Source organism: Roseospira visakhapatnamensis, assembly GCF_014197915.1.
Classification (GTDB): Bacteria; Pseudomonadota; Alphaproteobacteria; order Rhodospirillales; family Rhodospirillaceae; genus Rhodospira; species Rhodospira visakhapatnamensis.
The window spans coordinates 38,390-57,225 of sequence record NZ_JACIGK010000009.1 but is presented as its reverse complement, the minus strand read 5'-3'; the positions used below and the strand labels follow the sequence as shown (position 1 = coordinate 57,225).

11 protein-coding genes and 1 tRNA gene are annotated in these 18,836 nt (G+C 71.3%); 8 read left to right on the top strand and 4 right to left on the bottom strand.

What is annotated here, in order from left to right:
- Positions 1 to 271 precede the first annotated feature (271 nt).
- The 7 genes from uvrC to GGD89_RS07340 all read left to right on the top strand — a co-directional run bounded on the left by uvrC (position 272) and on the right by GGD89_RS07340 (position 6,681).
- The gene (gene uvrC / locus GGD89_RS07370; protein ID WP_184043659.1) at positions 272 to 2,191 is read left to right on the top strand and encodes an excinuclease ABC subunit UvrC; all 1,920 of its coding nucleotides are present in this window, start codon (positions 272 to 274) and stop codon (positions 2,189 to 2,191) included.
- Positions 2,192 to 2,224: 33 nt separating this feature from the next.
- Positions 2,225 to 2,788 carry a CDP-diacylglycerol--glycerol-3-phosphate 3-phosphatidyltransferase gene (gene pgsA / locus GGD89_RS07365; protein WP_184043657.1) on the top strand — a complete coding sequence of 188 codons (564 nt, stop codon included), beginning with the start codon at positions 2,225 to 2,227 and terminating at the stop codon, positions 2,786 to 2,788.
- Entirely contained in the window at positions 2,785 to 4,044 is a 1,260-nt protein-coding gene (locus GGD89_RS07360) for a molybdopterin molybdotransferase MoeA (RefSeq protein WP_184043655.1), read from the top strand. The genes pgsA and GGD89_RS07360 overlap by 4 nt, the downstream gene beginning before the upstream one ends.
- Positions 4,041 to 4,292 carry a molybdopterin converting factor subunit 1 gene (gene moaD / locus GGD89_RS07355; RefSeq protein ID WP_184043653.1) on the top strand — a complete coding sequence of 84 codons (252 nt, stop codon included), beginning with the start codon at positions 4,041 to 4,043 and terminating at the stop codon, positions 4,290 to 4,292. The genes GGD89_RS07360 and moaD overlap by 4 nt, the downstream gene beginning before the upstream one ends.
- Before the next feature lie 3 nt (positions 4,293 to 4,295).
- A complete protein-coding gene (locus tag GGD89_RS07350; RefSeq protein ID WP_184043651.1) occupies positions 4,296 to 4,787 on the top strand; it encodes a molybdenum cofactor biosynthesis protein MoaE in 492 nt (163 codons plus the stop codon).
- Positions 4,788 to 5,234: 447 nt separating this feature from the next.
- A tRNA-Ser gene (locus tag GGD89_RS07345) sits at positions 5,235 to 5,324 on the top strand.
- A 328-nt stretch (positions 5,325 to 5,652) separates the two neighbouring features.
- Positions 5,653 to 6,681: a sodium:calcium antiporter gene (locus GGD89_RS07340; RefSeq protein WP_184043649.1), complete on the top strand. Its 1,029-nt coding sequence runs from the start codon at positions 5,653 to 5,655 to the stop codon at positions 6,679 to 6,681.
- A gap of 70 nt (positions 6,682 to 6,751) precedes the next feature.
- Here the strand turns inward: GGD89_RS07340 and GGD89_RS07335 are convergent, their stop codons facing one another.
- From GGD89_RS07335 to GGD89_RS07320, 4 genes are all read right to left on the bottom strand, one after another.
- Entirely contained in the window at positions 6,752 to 7,951 is a 1,200-nt protein-coding gene (locus tag GGD89_RS07335; RefSeq protein ID WP_184043647.1) for an EAL domain-containing response regulator, read from the bottom strand.
- A gap of 68 nt (positions 7,952 to 8,019) precedes the next feature.
- Entirely contained in the window at positions 8,020 to 13,413 is a 5,394-nt protein-coding gene (locus GGD89_RS07330; protein WP_184043645.1) for a PAS domain S-box protein, read from the bottom strand.
- 26 nt (positions 13,414 to 13,439) lie between these two features.
- Positions 13,440 to 16,232: a PAS domain S-box protein gene (locus GGD89_RS07325; protein ID WP_184043643.1), complete on the bottom strand. Its 2,793-nt coding sequence runs from the start codon at positions 16,230 to 16,232 to the stop codon at positions 13,440 to 13,442.
- 31 nt (positions 16,233 to 16,263) lie between these two features.
- Complete coding sequence (locus tag GGD89_RS07320; protein ID WP_184043641.1) at positions 16,264 to 17,346, bottom strand: BMP family lipoprotein; 1,083 nt, start codon at positions 17,344 to 17,346, stop codon at positions 16,264 to 16,266.
- Between the two features lie 215 nt (positions 17,347 to 17,561).
- On the opposite strand from GGD89_RS07320, the gene GGD89_RS07315 reads away from it, so the two are divergent.
- The gene (locus GGD89_RS07315; protein ID WP_184043639.1) at positions 17,562 to 18,809 is read left to right on the top strand and encodes a protein arginine N-methyltransferase; all 1,248 of its coding nucleotides are present in this window, start codon (positions 17,562 to 17,564) and stop codon (positions 18,807 to 18,809) included.
- Positions 18,810 to 18,836 lie beyond the last annotated feature (27 nt).

Here is an 18,836-nt window from a genome sequence, read left to right as displayed (position 1 = left end):
CGCATCGGCCCTTGGGGGTGATTCGGGGCGCCGGTGGCGCGGGACAAAACGCAGGGTTTCAGAACCGCCGGCCGCATGTGCGGTGCGATGCGGGGCGCGAATGATACGCTCTCCGCCCTTCGGCGTGGCCAACCCCTTGCCGCCATGCCCCAGGCGGTCGCTTGGGGCCGGTCCTTCGGGGCCCGGCATTCAGGGGGTGGCATCCCCGGGGGCCGCGCCCCATTGTCCTCGGCAGGCCCTCACTCCACGACCAGACCGATCGACCGCTCCGATGACCCAGTCTCTCCCCCAGCCCGCCGAGGCCACGCCCGACCCCACCCCCAACCCGGGGGATCCGGCGCCGGACGATGGCGTCGCGGTGATCCTGGCCACCTGGCGCACCCTGCCCAACGTGCCTGGGGTCTATCGCATGCTCGACCGCCACGGCGACGCCCTCTACGTCGGCAAGGCGCGGGACTTGCGCAAGCGGGTGGTGACCTATACGCGGCCGGAGCGCCTGCCCCCCCGGTTGCGGCGCATGGTGGCGACCACCGCGCGGATGGAGATCGTCACCACGCACACCGAGGCCGAGGCGCTGTTGCTGGAAAGCAACCTCATCAAGAAGCTGAAGCCCCGGTTCAACATCCTGCTGCGCGACGACAAGTCGTTCCCGTTCATCCTGCTGACCGGCGACCACGCCTATCCGCAAGTGGTCAAGCATCGCGGGCCGCGCAGCCGGCCGGGTCGGTACCATGGGCCGTTCGCCTCCGCCGGGGCCGTCAACCGCACCCTGGTGGCGCTTCAGAAAGCCTTCCTGCTGCGCAGTTGCTCCGACACGGTGTTCGCCAACCGGTCCCGTCCCTGCCTGCTGTTCCAGATCAAGCGCTGCTGCGCGCCCTGCGTCGACCGCATCGACCGCCCCGCCTACGACGCCCTGGTGGACCAGGCCCGCGCCTTCCTGGAGGGCCGCAGCCAGGACCTGCAACGCGACCTGGCCCGGCGCATGGAGGAGGCCAGCGCCCGCCTGGCCTTCGAGGAGGCCGCCGACTACCGCGATCGCATCCGCGCCCTGACCACCGTGCAGGCCCACCAGGATATCGCCCTGCCGGGCCTGGGCGAGGCCGATGTGATCGGCCTGCATCAGGCGGGCGGCCAGACCTGCGTGCAGGTGTTCTTCTTCCGCGCCGGCGCCAACCACGGCAACCGCGCCTACTTTCCGACCCATGCCCGGGACGACGCGCCGGGGACCGTGCTGGAGGCGTTCCTGGGCCAGTTCTACGCCCGCCAGCAGCCGCCCAAGGCGGTGCTGCTGTCCGAACCGGTGCCCAACGCCGCCCTGGTGGAGGAGGCCCTGTGCATCCGCGCCGACCGCCGGGTGCGCCTGCTGGTGCCGCAACGGGGCGACCGCCGCAAGGTGGTGGACCACGCGGTGACCAACGCCCGCGAGGCCCTGGCCCGGCGCCTGGCCGAGACCGGCGCCCAGCGGACGTTGCTGGAGGGGCTGGCCGAGGTGCTGGGGCTGGAGGCGCCGCCGGAGCGGGTGGAGGTCTACGACAACTCGCACATCTCCGGCACCAACCCGGTGGGCGGCATGATCGTCGCCGGCCCCGAGGGCTTCCAGAAGAACGCCTACCGCACCTTCAACATCCGCCAGGCCGAGACCACCGCCGACGACTACGCCATGATGCGCGAGGTCATGGAACGCCGCTTCGGCCGCGCCCTGAAGGAGGACCCGGAGCGCGCGCGCGGCCAGTGGCCCGACCTGGTGTTGATCGACGGCGGCCAGGGGCAGCTTTCGGCCGCCCTGGGGGTACTGGCCGACCTGGGCATCGAGGATCTGCCCCTGGTGGGCATCGCCAAGGGGCCGGATCGCGATGCCGGGCGGGAGCGCTTCTTCATGTCCGGCAAGCCCTCGTTCCTGCTGCCGCCCAACCATCCCGTCCTGTACTTCGTTCAGCGGTTGCGCGACGAGGCCCACCGCTTCGCCATCGGCACCCACCGGGCGCGCCGCAAGAAGTCCGCCGGCGCCAACCCCCTGGACGGCATTCCCGGCATCGGCGCCACCCGCAAGCGGGCCTTGATGCACCATTTCGGGTCGGCCAAGGCGGTCTCCCAGGCCGGCCTCGCCGACCTGGAGGCGGTCGACGGCATCAGCGCGGCGCTGGCGAGGACGATCTATGAGAGCTTCCACGGGGCGGGCGACAGGCGGTAGGATCGGCGCGCCTGCCATCGCAAGGGACCTCCGATGCACCGCCAGATTCCGAATGTCATGACCCTCGGGCGGATCGTGTTGATCCCGCTGATCATGGTCACCTTCTTCGTTCCCGGGCCGGAAGCCCGCTGGGTGGCCGCCGGCCTGTTCGCCCTGGCGGCGGCGACCGACTGGGTCGACGGCTGGCTGGCGCGGCGCTGGCGGGTGCTGTCCGACTTCGGGCGGGTGCTGGATCCCATCGCCGACAAGCTGCTGGTGGCCGCCGTGCTGCTTCTGCTGGCCGGTTTCGACCGGTTGTCCGACCCGGGGCTGGTGGCCGCCGTGATCATCCTGGTCCGCGAGATCCTGGTCTCCGGCCTGCGCGAGTTCATGGCCGAGCGCGGCGTGGGCATGCCGGTGACCACCTTGGCCAAGTGGAAGACCACCACTCAACTGGTGGCGCTGCCGCTGCTGCTGGTCGGCGACGCGGTGTCGATCGGCGGTCTGTCGCTGGCCTGGGTGGGGGAGGCTTTCCTTTGGCTGGCGGCCGTCCTCACGGCGCAGACGGGGTATCTCTATACCCGCCAGGCCCTGGCCCACATGGGGCGTCCCTCATGAGCGCCGCCGCCGGAACCGACTGCTTCGCCGTGGGGGACCACCTGATGCCGCTGGATGAGGCGCTGGCCCTGCTGGCCGGGCGCCTGGCGCCGGTGGTGACGCCCGAACCGGTGCCGCTGCGGGCCGCCACCGGCCGGGTGCTGGCCCAGGACGTGGCGGCGCTGTGCGCCCATCCGGCCGAGGACCGCTCGGCCATGGACGGCTATGCGGCGCGCCACGCCGACCTGTCCGCCGACGCGCCGGTGACCCTGCCGGTGGCCGCGCGGGTGGCGGCCGGCCATCCCCTCGCCGCGCCCGTCCCGCCGGGCGCGGTCGTGCGCATCTTCACCGGCGGCGTGGTGCCCGGGGACCTGGACACCGTGGTCATGCAGGAGGACTGCACCGGCCATCCGGACGGCCGGGTGACCCTGCCCGCCGGGGTTCCCGCCGGCCGCCATGTGCGCGCCGCCGGTGGCGACTTCCGCGCGGGCGATCCGATCCTGCCCGCCGGCCGCCGCCTGCGGGCGCCCGACATCGCGCTGGCCGCCTCGGCCGGGCATGCGACCCTGCCGGTGTTCCAGCGGGTGCGGGTGGGCGTGTTCTCCACCGGCGACGAGGTGCGCGAACCGGGCGAGCCCCTGGGCGCGGGCGGGGTCTATGACGGCAACCGGCATGGCATCATGGCCGCCCTGGAGACCCTGGGCGCGGCGGTCACCGACCTGGGCCGCGTGCCGGACGATCCCTCGGTCCTGCGGACCGCCCTGGACGCCGCCGCCGACGGCCACCACCTGCTGGTGACCTCCGGCGGCGTCTCGGTGGGTGGCGAGGACCATGTGCGCGATGTGGTGGCCGACCTGGGCGCGCTGCATTTCTGGCGGCTGGCCATCAAGCCGGGCAAGCCGGCGGCGCTTGGGCATGTGGGCGACGCGGCCTTCGTGGGCCTGCCGGGCAACCCGGTGTCGGCCATGGTCACCCTGCTGCTGATCGCCCGCCCGGTGCTGCAACGGCTGTCCGGCGAGACCGTCACGCCGCCGCGCCGGTATCCATTGCCGGCCGGCTTTCATCATCGCGAGTCCGGGGGCCGGCGGACCTTCCTGCGGGCCTGGGTGGAGGATACGCTCGACGGCCCGGTGGTGCGCCTGTTCCGCTCCCAGGACAGCGCCATGGTCTCGTCCCTGGGCGCCGCCGGCGGTCTCGTGGACCTGCCCGCCGAGGCCGGGACGATCGCGCCCGGCGACCCGGTCGCCTACCTGCCGTTTCACGAGGTGCTGGCATGAGGGTCTTGTACTTCGCGTGGGTGCGCGACCGCGTGGGCACGGGCGAGGAGACGGTGGAGCCCCCCCAGGACGTCGCCACGGTGGCCGACCTGATGGCCTGGCTGGCGGGGCGCGGCCCCGGCCATGCCGCCGCCTTCGCCGATCCGGGCCGGGTGCGCTGCGCCCTGGACCAGGACTACGCCACCGCCGATGCCCCGCTGGGAACGGCCCGCGAGGTGGCCTTCTTCCCGCCCGTGACCGGGGGCTGACCCGTGATCCGGGTGCAGGCCGAGCCCTTCGATCCCGGCGCCGAGATCGCCGCCTTCACGGACACCAGCGGCCGGGTGGGGGCCGTGGCGACCTTCCTGGGGCTGGTGCGGGATCATCAGGGCGCGCCCGGCGAGGATCCGGCCCGGGTCCAGGCCCGGATCCAGACGATGACCCTGGAGCACTACCCGGGCATGACCGAACGCCAGCTTCGGACGCTGGAGGACGAGGCCCGCGCGCGCTGGCCGGCGCTGGCCGACGTGCTGGTCATCCACCGCCACGGTCGCATGGCCCCGGGCGAACCCATCGTGCTGGTCTGTGCCGCCTCGGCGCATCGGGCGGCGGCGCTGGATGCCTGTGCCTTCCTGATCGACTGGCTGAAGACCAGGGCGCCGTTCTGGAAGCGGGAGGACACCGCCGAGGGCGGGCGCTGGGTCGAGGCCCGGGACAGCGATGACGCGGCCGCCGCGCGCTGGACGCGACCCGAGTCGGACTGATCCGCGCGCGAGTCGGGGGTTCACGGCGCCGCGCGACCGCCGGGAGCGCGGCCGTTTGCGCACAATGTGCGCTTTCTGGAGGCGGCGAGCCCCTTGCCATGCGATTTCTGCATTGCAATAACGATTTTTGTTGCTGTTTCTGCATGGCTCGTGGCATCACAAGGCCACCACGCAAGTGGACCGGGGAGGACCGTCTAGGGCGCAGCGAAGCAACAAAGCCGGCGCGTCTGACGAGAGGGGCTGCACGCGAGGGCGTGCGGCCCCTTGGCATGATGGGGGACATGGTCCGGGTCATGGTCCTGGGGCCGCCCGTCCGACCCCGATGATCGCGGATACCTTGGTTGACGGGTCGGCCCGGGAGCGTGTAGAACCTCGTCCCACGCCGCCTGATCCGGGGCCGCGCGCGGCGGTTTCCGGCACGAGTCCGGCGCCGCATCCCCCTCTTGCGGAGGGCGGGCAGGACGGTAATGCAGCGGATTGCTAATCCGTACACCTGGGAAACTGGGTGACAGGGTTCGACTCCCTGGCCCTCCGCCACTGATGCCCAAGGCCTTGCGATTCCAATAAGGCCTTGGGCCTTCAGCCCAGAATCTTCTCGATGCGCCGTCCGCCTGCTACAGTGGACGCGGGCAGAAGAGGGCTGGATACCCCCCAACGCTGCCGCCGAGGCGCCGTCCCCCAGCATCGCGGCCGTGACCGTCGACAGGACGGGCACCGATCCCAGAAACACCGCGTCGCGTCGCGTCCTGGACCAGCGTCGGGCCATGATGCGCGGTCGCGTCGCGCGGGCGGAGGGGCGCTCCCGGGACAGCGCGTCGCCGGCCATCGGTCCCGCCGCCGTCCCGTCCCGCGCCAGAGGTCGCCCATGATCGACTCGTTGTCCCTGCCCATGGTGCTGGCGCTGTTCGTGGTGGCGGGCCTGTTCATTGGCGTGCTGGGCGTGCGCATGACCGCCTTGGCGGATCGACTGGGGGATTGCACCGGCCTTGGCGAGGCGGTCGTCGGCGGCGTCCTGCTGGGCCTGGCCACGTCGCTCTCCGGGGTGGTCGTGTCCGTCACGGCGGCGCTGGATGGGCGGGCCTCCCTCGCGTTCGCCAACGGCGTCGGGGGCATCGCCGCGCAGACGGCGTTCCTGGTCCTGGCCGACCTGATGTTCCGGCGCGCCAACATGGAGCACGCGGCCGCCGAACTGGCCAGCATCGTGCAGGCGGCGCTGCTGTCCCTGATGCTGGCGGTGGCGCTGTTGGCGGCGACCGGGCCGGACATCGCGCTGTGGGGCGTCCATCCGGCGTCGGTGGCGCTGGTGGTGATCTATGGACTGGGCGTGCGGACCACCGCGCGGGTCCGCCAGACGCCCATGTGGCACCCCGAGACGACCCCGGAGACACGCACCGACACGCCCGATGACGAGGCCGGCGAGGGCGAGCGGCTGTGGCTGCTGCTGGTCCAGTTCGCGGCGCTGGCGGTGATGCTCGGCGTCGCGGGGTGGGCCATCTCCAAGGCTGGCGGGCGTCTGTCGGATATGCTGGGCATCTCCGAGACCACCGTCGGTGCCCTGATGACGGCGGTGACCACCTCGCTGCCCGAGCTGATCACGACGCTGGCGGCGGTGCGGCGGGGTGCCCTGCAACTGGCCCTGGGTGGCATCATCGGTGGCAACACCTTCGACGTCCTGTTCCTGACCGTCTCCGATGTGGCCTACCGGGACGGGTCGCTCTATCACGCCGTGGGCAGGGGGGATCTGTTCTGGCTGACGATCGGTCTGGCGATGACCGCCGTTCTGCTGCTGGGCCTGGTGGTGCGCGAACGTCGGGGGATCGCCGGCATCGGCTTCGAAAGCGTGACGGTGCTTGGACTGTACGGACTGGCGATCCTGGTGCAGGCGATGCAGTGATGCCGACGGCGGCGGCATCGGGCTCGTCCGCCGGGCCGAAGAACCGGCCGTCGTCCGGACGCGTCGATGCCTACGCCTCCCACGCGGTCAGCCAGGCGTCGAACTGGTCCGCCGGCATCGGTTTGGCGACGACGTAGCCCTGCACCATGTCCACGCCGAGGGACTCCACCAGATCCCAGTCTTCCTGGGTTTCCGCGCCCTCGGCCACCGTGCTCATGCCCAGGCTGCGGGCCAGGCCGACGCTGGAGTCCAGGATGGCGCGCGCGGCCGGGTCGCGGGCGGCGCCGAACACGAAGGCGCGGTCGATCTTCAGTTCTGTGAACGGGATGCGCTTGAGCTGGTGCAATGAGGAGTGGCCGGTGCCGAAGTCGTCGATGGACAGGCCCACGCCCTTCAGCCGCAGCCGCGTGAGGATTTCCAACGAACTGCGGATGTCGTGCATCAGGCGGCTTTCGGTGACCTCCAGGACGATGTGCGAGGGGTCCAGGCCCTCGGCCGCCGCCGTGGCGACGATCATCTCGGGCAGGTCGAAGCGGGTCAGCGAGTCCACCGAGATGTTCACCGCCACCTTGATGTCGTGGCCGGCGGTCAGCCAGCGCCCCCCCTGGCGCACCGCCTTGGCGTAGACGGAATCGGTCAGGGCGTCGATCAGCCCCAGGTCCTCGGCGACCGGGATGAAGGCCATGGGCGGGACCAGGCCCCGCGTCTGGTGTTGCCAGCGCACCAGGCTTTCCACCCCCACCACCTTGCGATCGCGCACCCGGACCTTGGGCTGGAAGAACACCACCAGGTCGTCGTTCTCGATGCCCCGTCGCAGGTCGTCCTCGGTGATGCGGTCCACGGGCCCCTGGCGCCGCCGCCCCGCGAGCCCGTCATCGCCAAGCTTCGCCAGCAGGTCCGACAGTCCGGCCGGGGTGATCGGCTTCGACAGCGCCCCCAGGACGTTGAGATCATGGGCCTTGGCCAGGTTCTCGGCGGTGCTCAGGACCCGCTGATCCTCGCCGCTGATCAGCACCACGGCGCCCATGAAGGGCGTCTGGGTCAGGTGCCGCAGGAACTCCACGCCATCCATGCCCGGCATGTTGAGATCGCACAGGATCACGTCGGCTCCGGTGGGCACGATGTCCAGCGCCGCGCGGCCGTCCTCGCAGGGGATCACGGTGGCGGCGCCCAGTCCCTTGAGGACGCGGCTGATGAGGGTGCGCATGAAGGCCTCGTCATCGACCACCAGGAATGTCAACGGGGCCAGGGCGTCGGGGGCAAGGGGCATGAAGGCGTCTCCAGGGCCGGGGGGCGGGGCGGGGCAGGTCGGGCGGCACGGCGGGGCCACGGGTGGTGTCATGGACGGGGCGGGGCGCGATGCTCCTGAATCTGGGCCTCGACGGCGGCGAAGGCGGGGCCGAGGCGGGCGTGCAGACCGTCGAGCACACCCCAGTCCCGGGCCGCGCCGGCCTGCTCCAGGCCCTGGCACAGGTCGGCCAGGACCTCGGCGCCAACGGTCCGGGCCGAGGCCTGCAGCCTGCGGGCGGCCCGCACGACGTCGGTGGGGATACGCTCGGCCATGGCCCGGTCGATGTCGGCGACGACGGTTCGGGAGGGCTCCAGGAAGTCGGCGAGCACGGCGCCCACCGCCTCGCTGTCGTCACCCAGCACCGTCGCCAGGGCCGCCGGATCGATAGCCGGCCTTGAGCCCGGTTTTGGGGCCGGTGTTGGGGTCGCCCGTGGCGTGAGAACGGCGGGACCGGGCGCGGGGGGTGGGGCGGCGGATGGTGGCGCGGCGGGTGTCTCGGCGGGCGTCCCCGCCGCCGTGTCGACGACCTTGCCGGGATCGCGGACAAACGCCTCGACCGCCGCGAAGGCGGGGGCCAGTTGGGGGGCGAGGTCGGCCACGCGGCGGATGTCCCCGGCCTTGCCGGCCTGCTCCAGGTCCTGGCAGAGGTCGGCCAGGCGATGGGCGCCGATGGCGCGGGCCGCCGACTTCAGTTTATGGGCGGCCTGGGCGGCGGCCTGGGCCTGCCCATGGGCCACGGCGGTCTGCACCTCGGTGACGATGGTGCCGGCCGGCGCCACGAAGTCGGCCAGCACCTCCTTGATGGTGTCCGTGTCGTCGCCGAACACGGCCGCCAGGGTGGAGCGGTCGACCGCCGGCGCCGTGATCCGGGCCCCGGCGCGGTCGTCATCCATGGGCGGGGGCTTGGCCGCCGCCGTGCCCGGGGCGGTCGCCGGCGCCCCGGCGGCCAGGTCGCCCTTGGCGCCGCGCGGCATCCATTTGGACAGCATGGCCTTCAGTTTGCCCATCTCCAGGGGCTTGGACAGGTAGTCGTCCATGCCCGCCGCCAGGCATCGATCGGCCTCGCCCTGCAAGGCATTGGCGGTGATGGCGATGATGGGCAGGCGCCGGGCCGGGCCGTCGTCGCGCCGGTCGTGTTCCAGCGCTCGCACGGCGGCGGTGAGCGCGAAGCCGTCCATGCGGGGCATGTGGCAGTCGCTCAGAAGCAGGGCATGGTGGCCTGTCCGGATGAGCGCCAGGGCCTCGACGCCGTCCTGGGCGACCTCGCAGGCGAACCCCAGCAGGGCCAACTGGCGGCGGATGACATCCTGATTGGTGACGTTGTCCTCGGCCACCAGGATCAGGTGCCCGGCCGCCCGGGCCGCTTCCAGCGAGGGCGCGCGCCGCGTTCCCGCGCTGGCCTGCTGGGTCTCGTCGTCCATGTCCGGGCTGGCGCGCCCGGCGGCCACGGCGACCGCGCGCAGGAAGGTGGAGCGCCGGATCGGTCCGGTCTCGACCGTGACGGCATCGGTGCGCGCCGGACCCCCGCTCACCCCGCGACCGCCGGTCAGCACCACGAACCGGGTGGCCGGCGCGCGCTCCTGGACCGTGGTCATGACGTTCCGGCGCGCGGCCTGGCCCCAGGCATCCGACAGCACCAGGATATCGATCGGCTCCGTCATCCTGGCGGCGTCGGCCAGGGACGCGAGGGGGAAGGCCGTGGCCCCCCGGGCCGTGCAGTACCGGGACACGGCCTCGGCGTCGTCCTCGTCGCGCACCAGGCAGCCGATGTGCAGGCCGGAGAGGTCGGGATCCTCGGCGGGGGCGTCGGCGACCGCGGGCATGGGCAGGGTGACGGTGAAGGTGGAGCCCGTGCCCTCGACGCTCTCCACGTCGATGGTGCCGTCCATCATGTCCGTCAGGGTGCGGCAGATGGACAGGCCCAGGCCGGTGCCGCCAAACCGTCGCGTGGTGGACTGGTCGGCCTGGGAGAAGGGCTGGAACAGCTTGGAGACCGTGTCCGGCGACATGCCGATGCCGTTGTCCCGGATGACGAAAGCCAGGCGGATGCGGCCGTCCTCGGCGTCGTCCAGGCGGTCCGCGCGCAGGCGCACCTCTCCCCGGCGCTCGGGCGAGGTCTGGGTGAACTTGATGGCGTTGCCGGCCAGGTTGAACAGGATCTGGCGCAGGCGCACATGGTCGGACAGCACCCGGGGCGGGATCGCCGGGTCGACGAACAGGAACAGCCGCACCTCGGTCTTGGCGGCGTCGGCCAGCAGTGTTTCGGTCACGCCTTCCAGGATGTCGCGCACCGAGACGGGGATGGACTCGAGCGTCAGGCGGCCGGCCTCGATCTTCGAATGATCGAGGATATCGTTGATGATCTGAAGCAGCGAGAAGGCCGATTCCCGCACGGTGTTCATCATGGACCGCTGGTCGGCGCTCAGCGGGGTTTCCCGCAGCAGGTCGATCATGCCGACCACGCCGTTCATGGGCGTGCGGATTTCGTGGCTCATGGCGGCCAGGAAGTTGGACTTGGACCGGTTGGCCGCCTCCGCCCGCACGCGTAGGTCGTCGGCGCGTTTGCGCTCCTCGGCGAGGTCGAACATCATGTTGAGGGAGGCCCGGCGCGCTTCCGCGAGATCCTCCACGCGGGCCGACAGTTCCTCCTCCATGGCCTTGCGGTCGGTGATGTCGGTAGAGATGCCGCAAATGCCTTCCGCCTGACCGCTGGGGTCGGGCAGGGGCACCTTGCGGGCCAGCAGCACGGCTTCGACTTCCGTCTCGCCGTCGCCGTCGCGGAACAGTTCCTCCTGCTCCAACGGCTGGTTGCTGGCCATCACGATGAGATCGTTGTCCCGATACTGGCGCGCCAGATCCTCGGGGAACAGGTCCATGTCGGTATGGCCGATGACCTGGTCTCGCGAGCGGTTGAAGCGTCTCTCCCACTGCCGGTTGACGAAGATGTAGCGGCCCTGGCGATCCTTGGCATAGATCAGCGCGGGGCTGTTCTCCAGCACGCCCTCCAGAAGCTGCCGGTTGCGGCGCAGTTGTTCTTCGGACTGGCGGCGGTCGGTGATGTCGCGACAGATGCCGAACAGGCCGACGATCTGGCCACTGCCGTCGCGGATGGGCTGCTTCTTGGTGTCCATCCAGCGGACCGCGCCGTCGGCGCCGATCCAGGGCTGCACCACGTCCAGCGTCGACAGGTCGCCGGCCAGCAACAGGCGGTCCTCGGCGACGGTGATCTCCGCCCGCTCGGCGGGCATCAGGTCGCGATCGGTGCGGCCCAGCAGGTCCCGCCAGGAGGCATGCCCGGTGAACTGGGCCAGCGTCTGGCTGGCCGCCTGGTAGCGGTGCCGGGTGTCCTTGATGAGCACGAAATCGCGGGTGTTTTCCAGCAGGGCCACGAAGTTGCGGGTCTGGGCGGCCAGGGCGCTGACGTCGCGCGTCCAGACCATCAGCAGGTCCACGTCGCCGTAGCGGGCCGGGGACATGGTGATCTCCACGTCCAGCCAGGTTCCGTCCCGGGTTCGCTGGCGGCGCTCCTGGGTGGTCGGCGGGGTCGTGGCCAGGGAGGCGTGGATATCGCGCAGGTGGTCGGGCGTCAGGGTGTCGTCCAGATCGGCGGCGCACAGGCGCACCATCTCGTCGCGGCTGTAGCCCAGGCGCCGGCAGACAGAGTTGTTGGCGTATTCCAGGCGCCCGGTGTCGATGCGGACCCAGAGGATGCCGTCGATGGCGTTGTCCATGGCCTCCTGGGTGAACCGCAGGCGGTCCTCGGCCTGCTTGCGTTCCGTGACGTCGGAGGTGGAGCCCCCGGTGCTGATGGCGCAGCCCTCCGCGTCGCGCACGGATCCCGCGCGGCTTCGCATCCAGAGATAGGACCCGTCCTTGCCCAGCACCCGGTATTCGATGTCGTAGGGGACGTCGGACTGAAGGTGGGCGTAGAAGGCGTCGCGCACCCTGTCTCGGTCGTCCGGGTGCGTCAGGCTGTCGACGGTCTCGAACGTTTCGGGCAACTCGCCCGGACTGTAGCCCAGCATTTCCAGGTACCGGGGCGAAAGCCAGTTGTCGCGCGTTCTGGAATCATAGAGCCACAAGGCGTCGCCGCTGCCGCGCACGGCCAGTTCGAAGCGGTCCTGGCTTTCGCGCAGGTTGGCCTGGGTCCGGCCCAGGGCCTCGATCATGGCGTTGGCCGAGTGGGCGAGGGCGGCGAATTCCGAGAACGAGACGCGGGACAGGTCGATGGCGCTGGCGGTCCGGGACGCATCCTGGAAGAACCGCAGGAACAGGTCCAGGTTGCGCCGCATCAGGGTCTGGCCGCGCCTGACGAGGAGGGCGGCGGCCGCCGACATGAGCAGCATCAGCAGCAGGATCTGAAGGATCGTGGCCCGCACCGTGGCGCTGGTGGCCTCGCGGATGGCGTCCAACTGGCCCTGGACCGCGTCCATGCCGACGGTCGCCTCCACCGACCAGCCCCAGTCCGGGACACCCGCCACGTAGGACAGGCGCTTGCCGCCGTTGACGGCCGATCGCGGGTCCTGTTCGTAGAGCAGGAAGCCGCCGCCATGCTTGGAGACGCGAATCGATTCCTCGATGATTCGAAAGCCGTTGACGTCCTCCAGGTCGAGGATGTTGGTGCCCGGGGTCCGTCCGATCAGGGCCTGCCCGTCCCACTGGGTGACCAGGACGGCATCGACATCGGGCCGGGGGAAGCGGCGGATGTCGTCCAGGATCCGGGCCTGCGTGTCGGTCTCCATGTCGACAAGGTATTCGCTGCTGCCGATGACCCAGTCGAAGGGCTCGAACAGGTGGACGTAGGTGATCTTCTCGAAGCGTTCGGTCGGGTCCTTGTCGGGATGGGGCCAGATGTACCTGTAGAAATCCGCGCCCTTGCGTCTGCCGACATCAATGATGTCCCCGATCGGCAAATCCGGCCGCTCGCCGTCCGCGTCTCCTTGCGTGGTCGCGGCGGGCGCGCCGTCCAGCCCGGCCGGCGGCGGTCCAAGCTGGTCGACGCCATCGGTGGTCGCGGCGAAAAGATACCCGCGTCCATCGGCGGCGCGGATCGGGCGCAGGGTCTCGCGCACCAGGTCCTTGATCTCGTCAAGGGGCATCCGATCGCCGTAGGTGGCGTGAAGATGACGCGCCATGGCCACCGCTTCCTCGGTGCGGGCGCGCACCAGGGTTCTGACACGCGGCACGGTCTGGTCGCGATGAACCTGGATGGTGCGGACGATCTCCTGCACGGTGTCGCGGACGCGCCCGCGCTGGCGATCCAGGAACGCGGCCTGGGCGCGCACGATCTCCCGGTCCTGTTCGGCCAGTTCGGTGACGATCGTCATGGAGCCGGTGACCAGGATGCCGACCAGCGCCACGCCCAGCAGGGCCGCCGAGGCGAGCCCGATGATCGAGGGGCGGGTGCGCGCCGGCACCGTCACTCTCGCACGATCGTTCATGCCCAGATGCCCATGACGCGGTCCCCTTACTCGGCGATCTCGTACGGGGGACCCTCACCCAGGCGGGTGCGCAGGGCGTTGATCTCCCGCTTCAGGCCGATCATGCGCAGTTCCCGGCCGACGGCGATGCGGCTGAACTGCTCCAGTTCCTCCATCTTTGCTTTGACAGCGTCCTCGGCCATCTTGCGTTCGGTGATGTCATAGATCCAGCCGAAGAACCCCTCGCCCTCGGGTGTCGGCACCAGGGTCAGCAGGGCGTTGATGGGTCGGCCGTCGCGGCGCTTCAGGACCACGTCCTCGTCATGGATGGGCTGGCCGTTCACCAGGCGCTCGACGATCGCGTCGCGGTCGGCGGGGCGCATGTAGATGTCGCGGGCGGTCGTGTTGAGCATCGCCTCCCGGCTCAGGCCGAGCATGGCCGCCGCCGCGCCGTTGGCGAACAGGAACTGGCCGTCGCGGGTGACCACGGTGGCCCCCACCGGCGACGTCTCCAGGATGGCGCGCAGGCGTTCCTCCTGCGCGCGCACCACCTGCTCGGCCGCCTTGCGTTCGGTGATGTCGTAGACCCAGCCGAAATGGCTGCCCCATTCGCCCGCCGGGATCAGGGTCAGCAGCACGTGCGCCGGCGTGCCGTCGCCGCGCTGGATGGTGATTTCCTCCTCAAGGATCACCTCGCCCGACCGCAGCCGCTCCAGCAGGCCCTGGTCATCGACCGTGTCCCCGGTGTTGTCGGTGCCGGCCGGCAGCGCCATCAGGTCCGCCGGGCTGAGCCCCAGAAGGGAGGCCATGGCGGGATTGGCGAAGGACAGGCGCCCGTCGGACTGCACGATGCCGGCGCCGACCGGCGAGGAGTCCAGGATCGCCCGAAGGGTCTCCTCGGTGCGCCGCAGCGCGTCTTCCGCCAGCGTGCGCTGGGTGACGTCGAGCAGCATGCCGTCCCACAGCCACCGGCCCTCGGGCGACCGGTAGGCGCGCGCGGCCGCCTCCAGCCAGCGAACGCGGCCGTCGGCGTCATGCACCCGGAAGGTCTGGTGCAGGTCCTCGCGGCTGGCCAGGCGGGCGCGGAACGCGTCCTCCAGCGCCGGCAGGTCCTCGGCGTGGACCCGGTCGAGGAGCGGGCGCGTGCGGTCGTCTTCCAGCTCCTGGCTGTCGCCCGAGAAGCCGAACACGGCCAGCATGTCGGGGCTGGCGTACAGAACATGCGGGCGGCCATCGTCGCGCATCTCGAACTGCACCACCATGGCCGGCAGGTTGGCGGTCAGGTTGCGGAAGCGGTCCGTCTGGCGCTGGTTGTCCTCCAGGGCGCGGGTCAGGGCCTCCTCGGTCCGCTTGCGGGCGGTGATGTCGGCGAACAGCGAGACGAAGCCACCGCCCGCGATGGCACCCCGCCGGATCTCGATGTAGGTGCCGTCGGGCCGCCGGCGTTCCGAGGCATGGGGCGCGAAGCGGCGGGCCTCGGCCAGCTTGCTCTCCAGGATGACCGCCGGATCGCCGTCGCCGAACTCCCGGCGGGCGACGTCGTGGGCCATGAAGGCGGCATAGGGCGTGCCGTCGCGGGCCAGGTCGGCCGGATAGTCGCGGATGTCCAGGTACTGCTGGTTCCAGGCGATGAGCCTCAGGTCCTTGTCGAAGGCCGCGACGCCGACGGTCATGCTGTCCAGCACGGCCTTGATCAGGTCGCGCTGGCGCTGCACCTTCCCGGTCTGTTCGTCCACGGCCTCCACGAAGTGCCGGAAGCTGCGCGCCATGTCGGCGATCTCGTCGCCGCCGCCCACGTCCAGCGGCGGCCGGTTGCCCCTGACGTGGTCCTGCATCACCTTGCGGACCCGGCGCATGCGTCCCACGACCCGCGAGTTGACGTAGCCCAGGGCGATGACCGCCAGCAGGATCGACAGCAGCGCGGCGATCAGCAGCACCGGCGAGCGGGTCATCGCCGTGCGTTCGACGCGATCGATGGCCTCGCGGGTATGATCGCCGATGCGGTCGGTGAGCGCGTTGACGTGGATGATCAGGCGGTCCAGGGCGACCAGCCTCTCCACCGCGACCCGGATCCGCAGGTCCAGGCGAAGCGCATCCAGGCGCATCTCGAACACCGGCCCCAGGCGCGCGTGCGTCGTGCGCAGCGCCGTGCCGATGGCATGCGGCAGACCGGGGTTGGCGAGGAACTGGTTCACGGTCCGATCGAACTGACGGCGGTGCAGGACCACCCGCGTCGGATTGGGGTCGAGCAAGGCCATCTCGGCCAGGTCCGCCACATGCAGCAGCGCGATCAGGCGGGACTGGCCCGGCGCGTCGGGCGGACGCGCCGCCGGTCCGACCAGGGACTGGCGGCCGGCCTCGGCCATGACGGCGCGGCGCAGGCGCGCGCGGGCGTCATCCAGGGCACTCATCGCCAGGCGCATGGTGGCGCGCTGGGCCTCCCGGGCGACCATCAGGCCGTGCAGGTGATCGATGGCCGTCTTCACGAGGGTCAGGTCGTGCCGCGCGGCCTCCTTCTCGGTGGGCTCGACCAGCACGCCGTCCAGGGCATCGATGGCGGCGTGCAGCTCCGCGGTCAGGGCGCCGATCCGGAACATCAGCGCCTCCAGTTCGAAGGCGCTGGCGGTGTTGGGAATCCGGTGCGCGATCCGGTCGATGTCGCGGGCCAGATCCTTGATGATGTCCGCCTGCTTGAAGGTCGGCAGCACGTCGTGGGTCACCACCGTGACCCGGGACGCCATCTGCTGGAACGACAGCGCCGACAGGCCGGACGACACCAGGATGAGGACGAGCATTCCCACCATCGAGATCCGAAGCGAGTTGGAAACCGTCGTGCGCATGAGCCGTGTCCCGCCGTTCCGTCCGCTCCGGTCATTCCCCGGGGGCGTAGAGCCCGAAGTCGTGCTCCGGGCATCCGGTTGCGTCGTCGTACGCGGCGACCCGCGTCCGACCGATGCGGATGTCGAATTCGGCATCCTCCACGGCGCGATAGGTGTCCTCCGACAGGAGGTGGACGTTGTGCTCGTCCAGCGCCCAGCCGACGCCGCCCGTGGCCAGGCCAAGAAATTGCGTGCCGGGAGTCCAGGTTCCGGCCGCCAGCGCCTTGAGCGCCGCGAACACGGCGATATCCATGCGCTTGAGCATGGACGTCAGGACATGCCCCGGGGCCGCTCCATTCTGATTGTAGTCCACGCCGATTGCCAGCGACCCCTCGCGTTCGGCCGCCGCCCGGATCACGCCGGCGCCGGTGGCCCCGGCGGCCTGGAAAACGATGTCGGCCCCTCGGGCGAACTGTTCGTTGGCCAGGCGATAGCCGATCTCCGGTGCATTGAAGGCCGACGGATCCCACCCGGCCATCGACACGTCGATGGTCAGGTCGGGGGTCACCGAGCGGGCCCCCTGGATGTAGCCGCAGGCGAAACGGCGGATGAGCGGCGAATCCCAGCCGCCGACGAAGCCGATATGGTCGTGCCGGGTGGTGGTGGCGGCCATGACCCCCATGAGGTAGGCGCCTTCCTCCTCGCGGAACACCATCGATTGCACGTTGGCGCCGGCCACCACGGAGTCGATGAGGACGAAGCGGACCTCGGGATGCCGGGGGGCCAGGGCGGCGAACACCGGGGCGAAGGAGAAGCCGACGCCGACCAGCGCGGTATAGCCCTCGGCCAGGGCGAACCGAGTCGTCGCCTCGGCGACGTCCAGGTCGGGACGATCGGCGGTCGCGCCGACGATCTCGGCCACGGGCTGGCCGCTCAGCGAGGCGAACGCCCGCGCGCCCCCGGCGGCGACCGCCTGGAAGCTCATGCCCGAGTCCGGAATTGGCTGATCCACGTCGAACAACAAGGCTGGCCGGAAGCCGGAGGGAGACTCGGCCGCCTGGACCGGCCCTCCAGACGACATGAGCAGCACGGCCGTCACCAGGATGACGGTCGGCGGGAACAGGAACACGCGCATGGATCGGGGGTCCTCCCGCGCTGGCCTGGCCGGCCGGTTGCCCTGACCGACAGGCCGGGCGACCGCCGACCAAGGGGTCTCCCAAGAAGACCATGATGCACGGGTGTGGCGCAGCCCCTAAAAGGACTATTCAGATAACTTCATGGTGCGCAGGGCGGCCCACGGGTCGGGCGGGTGGCCCGGGCGGACGCCACGAGACGGAGGAGACGAGGGTCATGCCATCCCCGGCGGCTCTGTCCACGGCCGATCGACTGACGGCGGCGCTGGAGGCCCATCGGCGCGGCGACATCGCCACGGCCGCGGCGGGATACCGCGCGGTCCTGGCGCGGGCGCCGGCCGAGGCCGACGCCCTGAACTTCCTGGGTCTGACCCATTATCAGGCCGGCCGCGTCGACCCGGCGCGCCGGTGGCTGGAACGCGCCTGCCATGCCCGTCCGGGGGCGGCGCCGGCCCGGATCAACCTGGCGACCCTGTGCCAGGATCTCGGTGACCTGGAGACCGCCGAGCGGCACTATCGGCGCGCGCTGGCGCTGGCGCCGGCGGCGGTGGCGGCGTTGAACAACCTGGGCAACGCCTTGACCGACATGGACCGGCCCGGCGAGGCCCTGGCCCTGTTCGACCGGGCGCTGGCGCTGGCCGGCGGCGCCGAACGGGGGGCGGTGCAGTACAACCGGCACGCCTTGCTGCTGGACCGGGACGGCCTGGCGGCGGCCGAGGCCGCGCTTGCCGATGCCCTGCGGGCCGACCCCGGGCATGCCCTGGCGCGTGGACTGGCGGCGGCGCTGGCGCTGGCGCGCGGGGCCGGGGCGGTGGCCGACGCGCATCTGGAGCGGCTGGCGGCGTGTCCCGACGCGGCGCCGGTGCTGGACAGCCTGGCGTGGATCCGCCCGGCCCTGGCGGACGGCGCGCGTCTGCTGGGGACCACCATCGCCGGCCTGGCCTTCGCCCTTGATCAGGCCCGCCGCCCGGGACTGGTGCTGGAGTTCGGCGTGCGGTTCGGGCATTCGCTGCGGGCCATCGCCGCCCGCGCCGGCCAACCCGTGCACGGCTTCGATACCTTCACCGGCCTGCCCGGGGCCTGGCACGGCCACGCGCCGGGCCTGTATTCCACCGGCGGCCGGCTTCCGGCCATGCCGCCGGGCGTGACCCTGCATCCGGGCCTGTTCGCCGACACCCTGCCGGCGGTCCTGGCCGCCCACCCGGACCGCGCGGTGCGCTTCGCCAACATCGACTGCGACCTGTACGACTCGACGGTGGATGTGCTGCGGGCGCTGGCCCCGCGCGTGGGTCCCGGAACGGTTCTGGCCTTCGACGAGTTCCTGATGAACCCCGGCTGGCGGGAGGACGAGTTCCGTGCCTTCCACGAGGCGGCGGACCGTCATGGCTGGCGGGTCTCGGTCCTGGGGGTCAGTCCCTTCGCCAAGCAGGCTGTGCTGCGGATCGACGGCGTGGCCGGCGCCTGAGGGCGCCGGCCATCATTCTTCTTTGTC

What these genes read in the sequence shown, in the direction of transcription:
- GGD89_RS07315 (WP_184043639.1), top strand. Translation starts at nt 17,562, where the DNA reads ATGCCATCCCCGGCGGCTCTGTCCACGGCCGATCGACTGACGGCGGCG.
- GGD89_RS07340 (WP_184043649.1), top strand. Translation starts at nt 5,653, where the DNA reads ATGATCGACTCGTTGTCCCTGCCCATGGTGCTGGCGCTGTTCGTGGTG.
- GGD89_RS07330 (WP_184043645.1), bottom strand. Translation starts at nt 13,413, where the DNA reads ATGAACGATCGTGCGAGAGTGACGGTGCCGGCGCGCACCCGCCCCTCG.
- uvrC (WP_184043659.1), top strand. Translation starts at nt 272, where the DNA reads ATGACCCAGTCTCTCCCCCAGCCCGCCGAGGCCACGCCCGACCCCACC.
- GGD89_RS07325 (WP_184043643.1), bottom strand. Translation starts at nt 16,232, where the DNA reads ATGCGCACGACGGTTTCCAACTCGCTTCGGATCTCGATGGTGGGAATG.
- GGD89_RS07335 (WP_184043647.1), bottom strand. Translation starts at nt 7,951, where the DNA reads ATGCCCCTTGCCCCCGACGCCCTGGCCCCGTTGACATTCCTGGTGGTC.
- GGD89_RS07320 (WP_184043641.1), bottom strand. Translation starts at nt 17,346, where the DNA reads ATGCGCGTGTTCCTGTTCCCGCCGACCGTCATCCTGGTGACGGCCGTG.
- pgsA (WP_184043657.1), top strand. Translation starts at nt 2,225, where the DNA reads ATGCACCGCCAGATTCCGAATGTCATGACCCTCGGGCGGATCGTGTTG.
- moaD (WP_184043653.1), top strand. Translation starts at nt 4,041, where the DNA reads ATGAGGGTCTTGTACTTCGCGTGGGTGCGCGACCGCGTGGGCACGGGC.
- GGD89_RS07360 (WP_184043655.1), top strand. Translation starts at nt 2,785, where the DNA reads ATGAGCGCCGCCGCCGGAACCGACTGCTTCGCCGTGGGGGACCACCTG.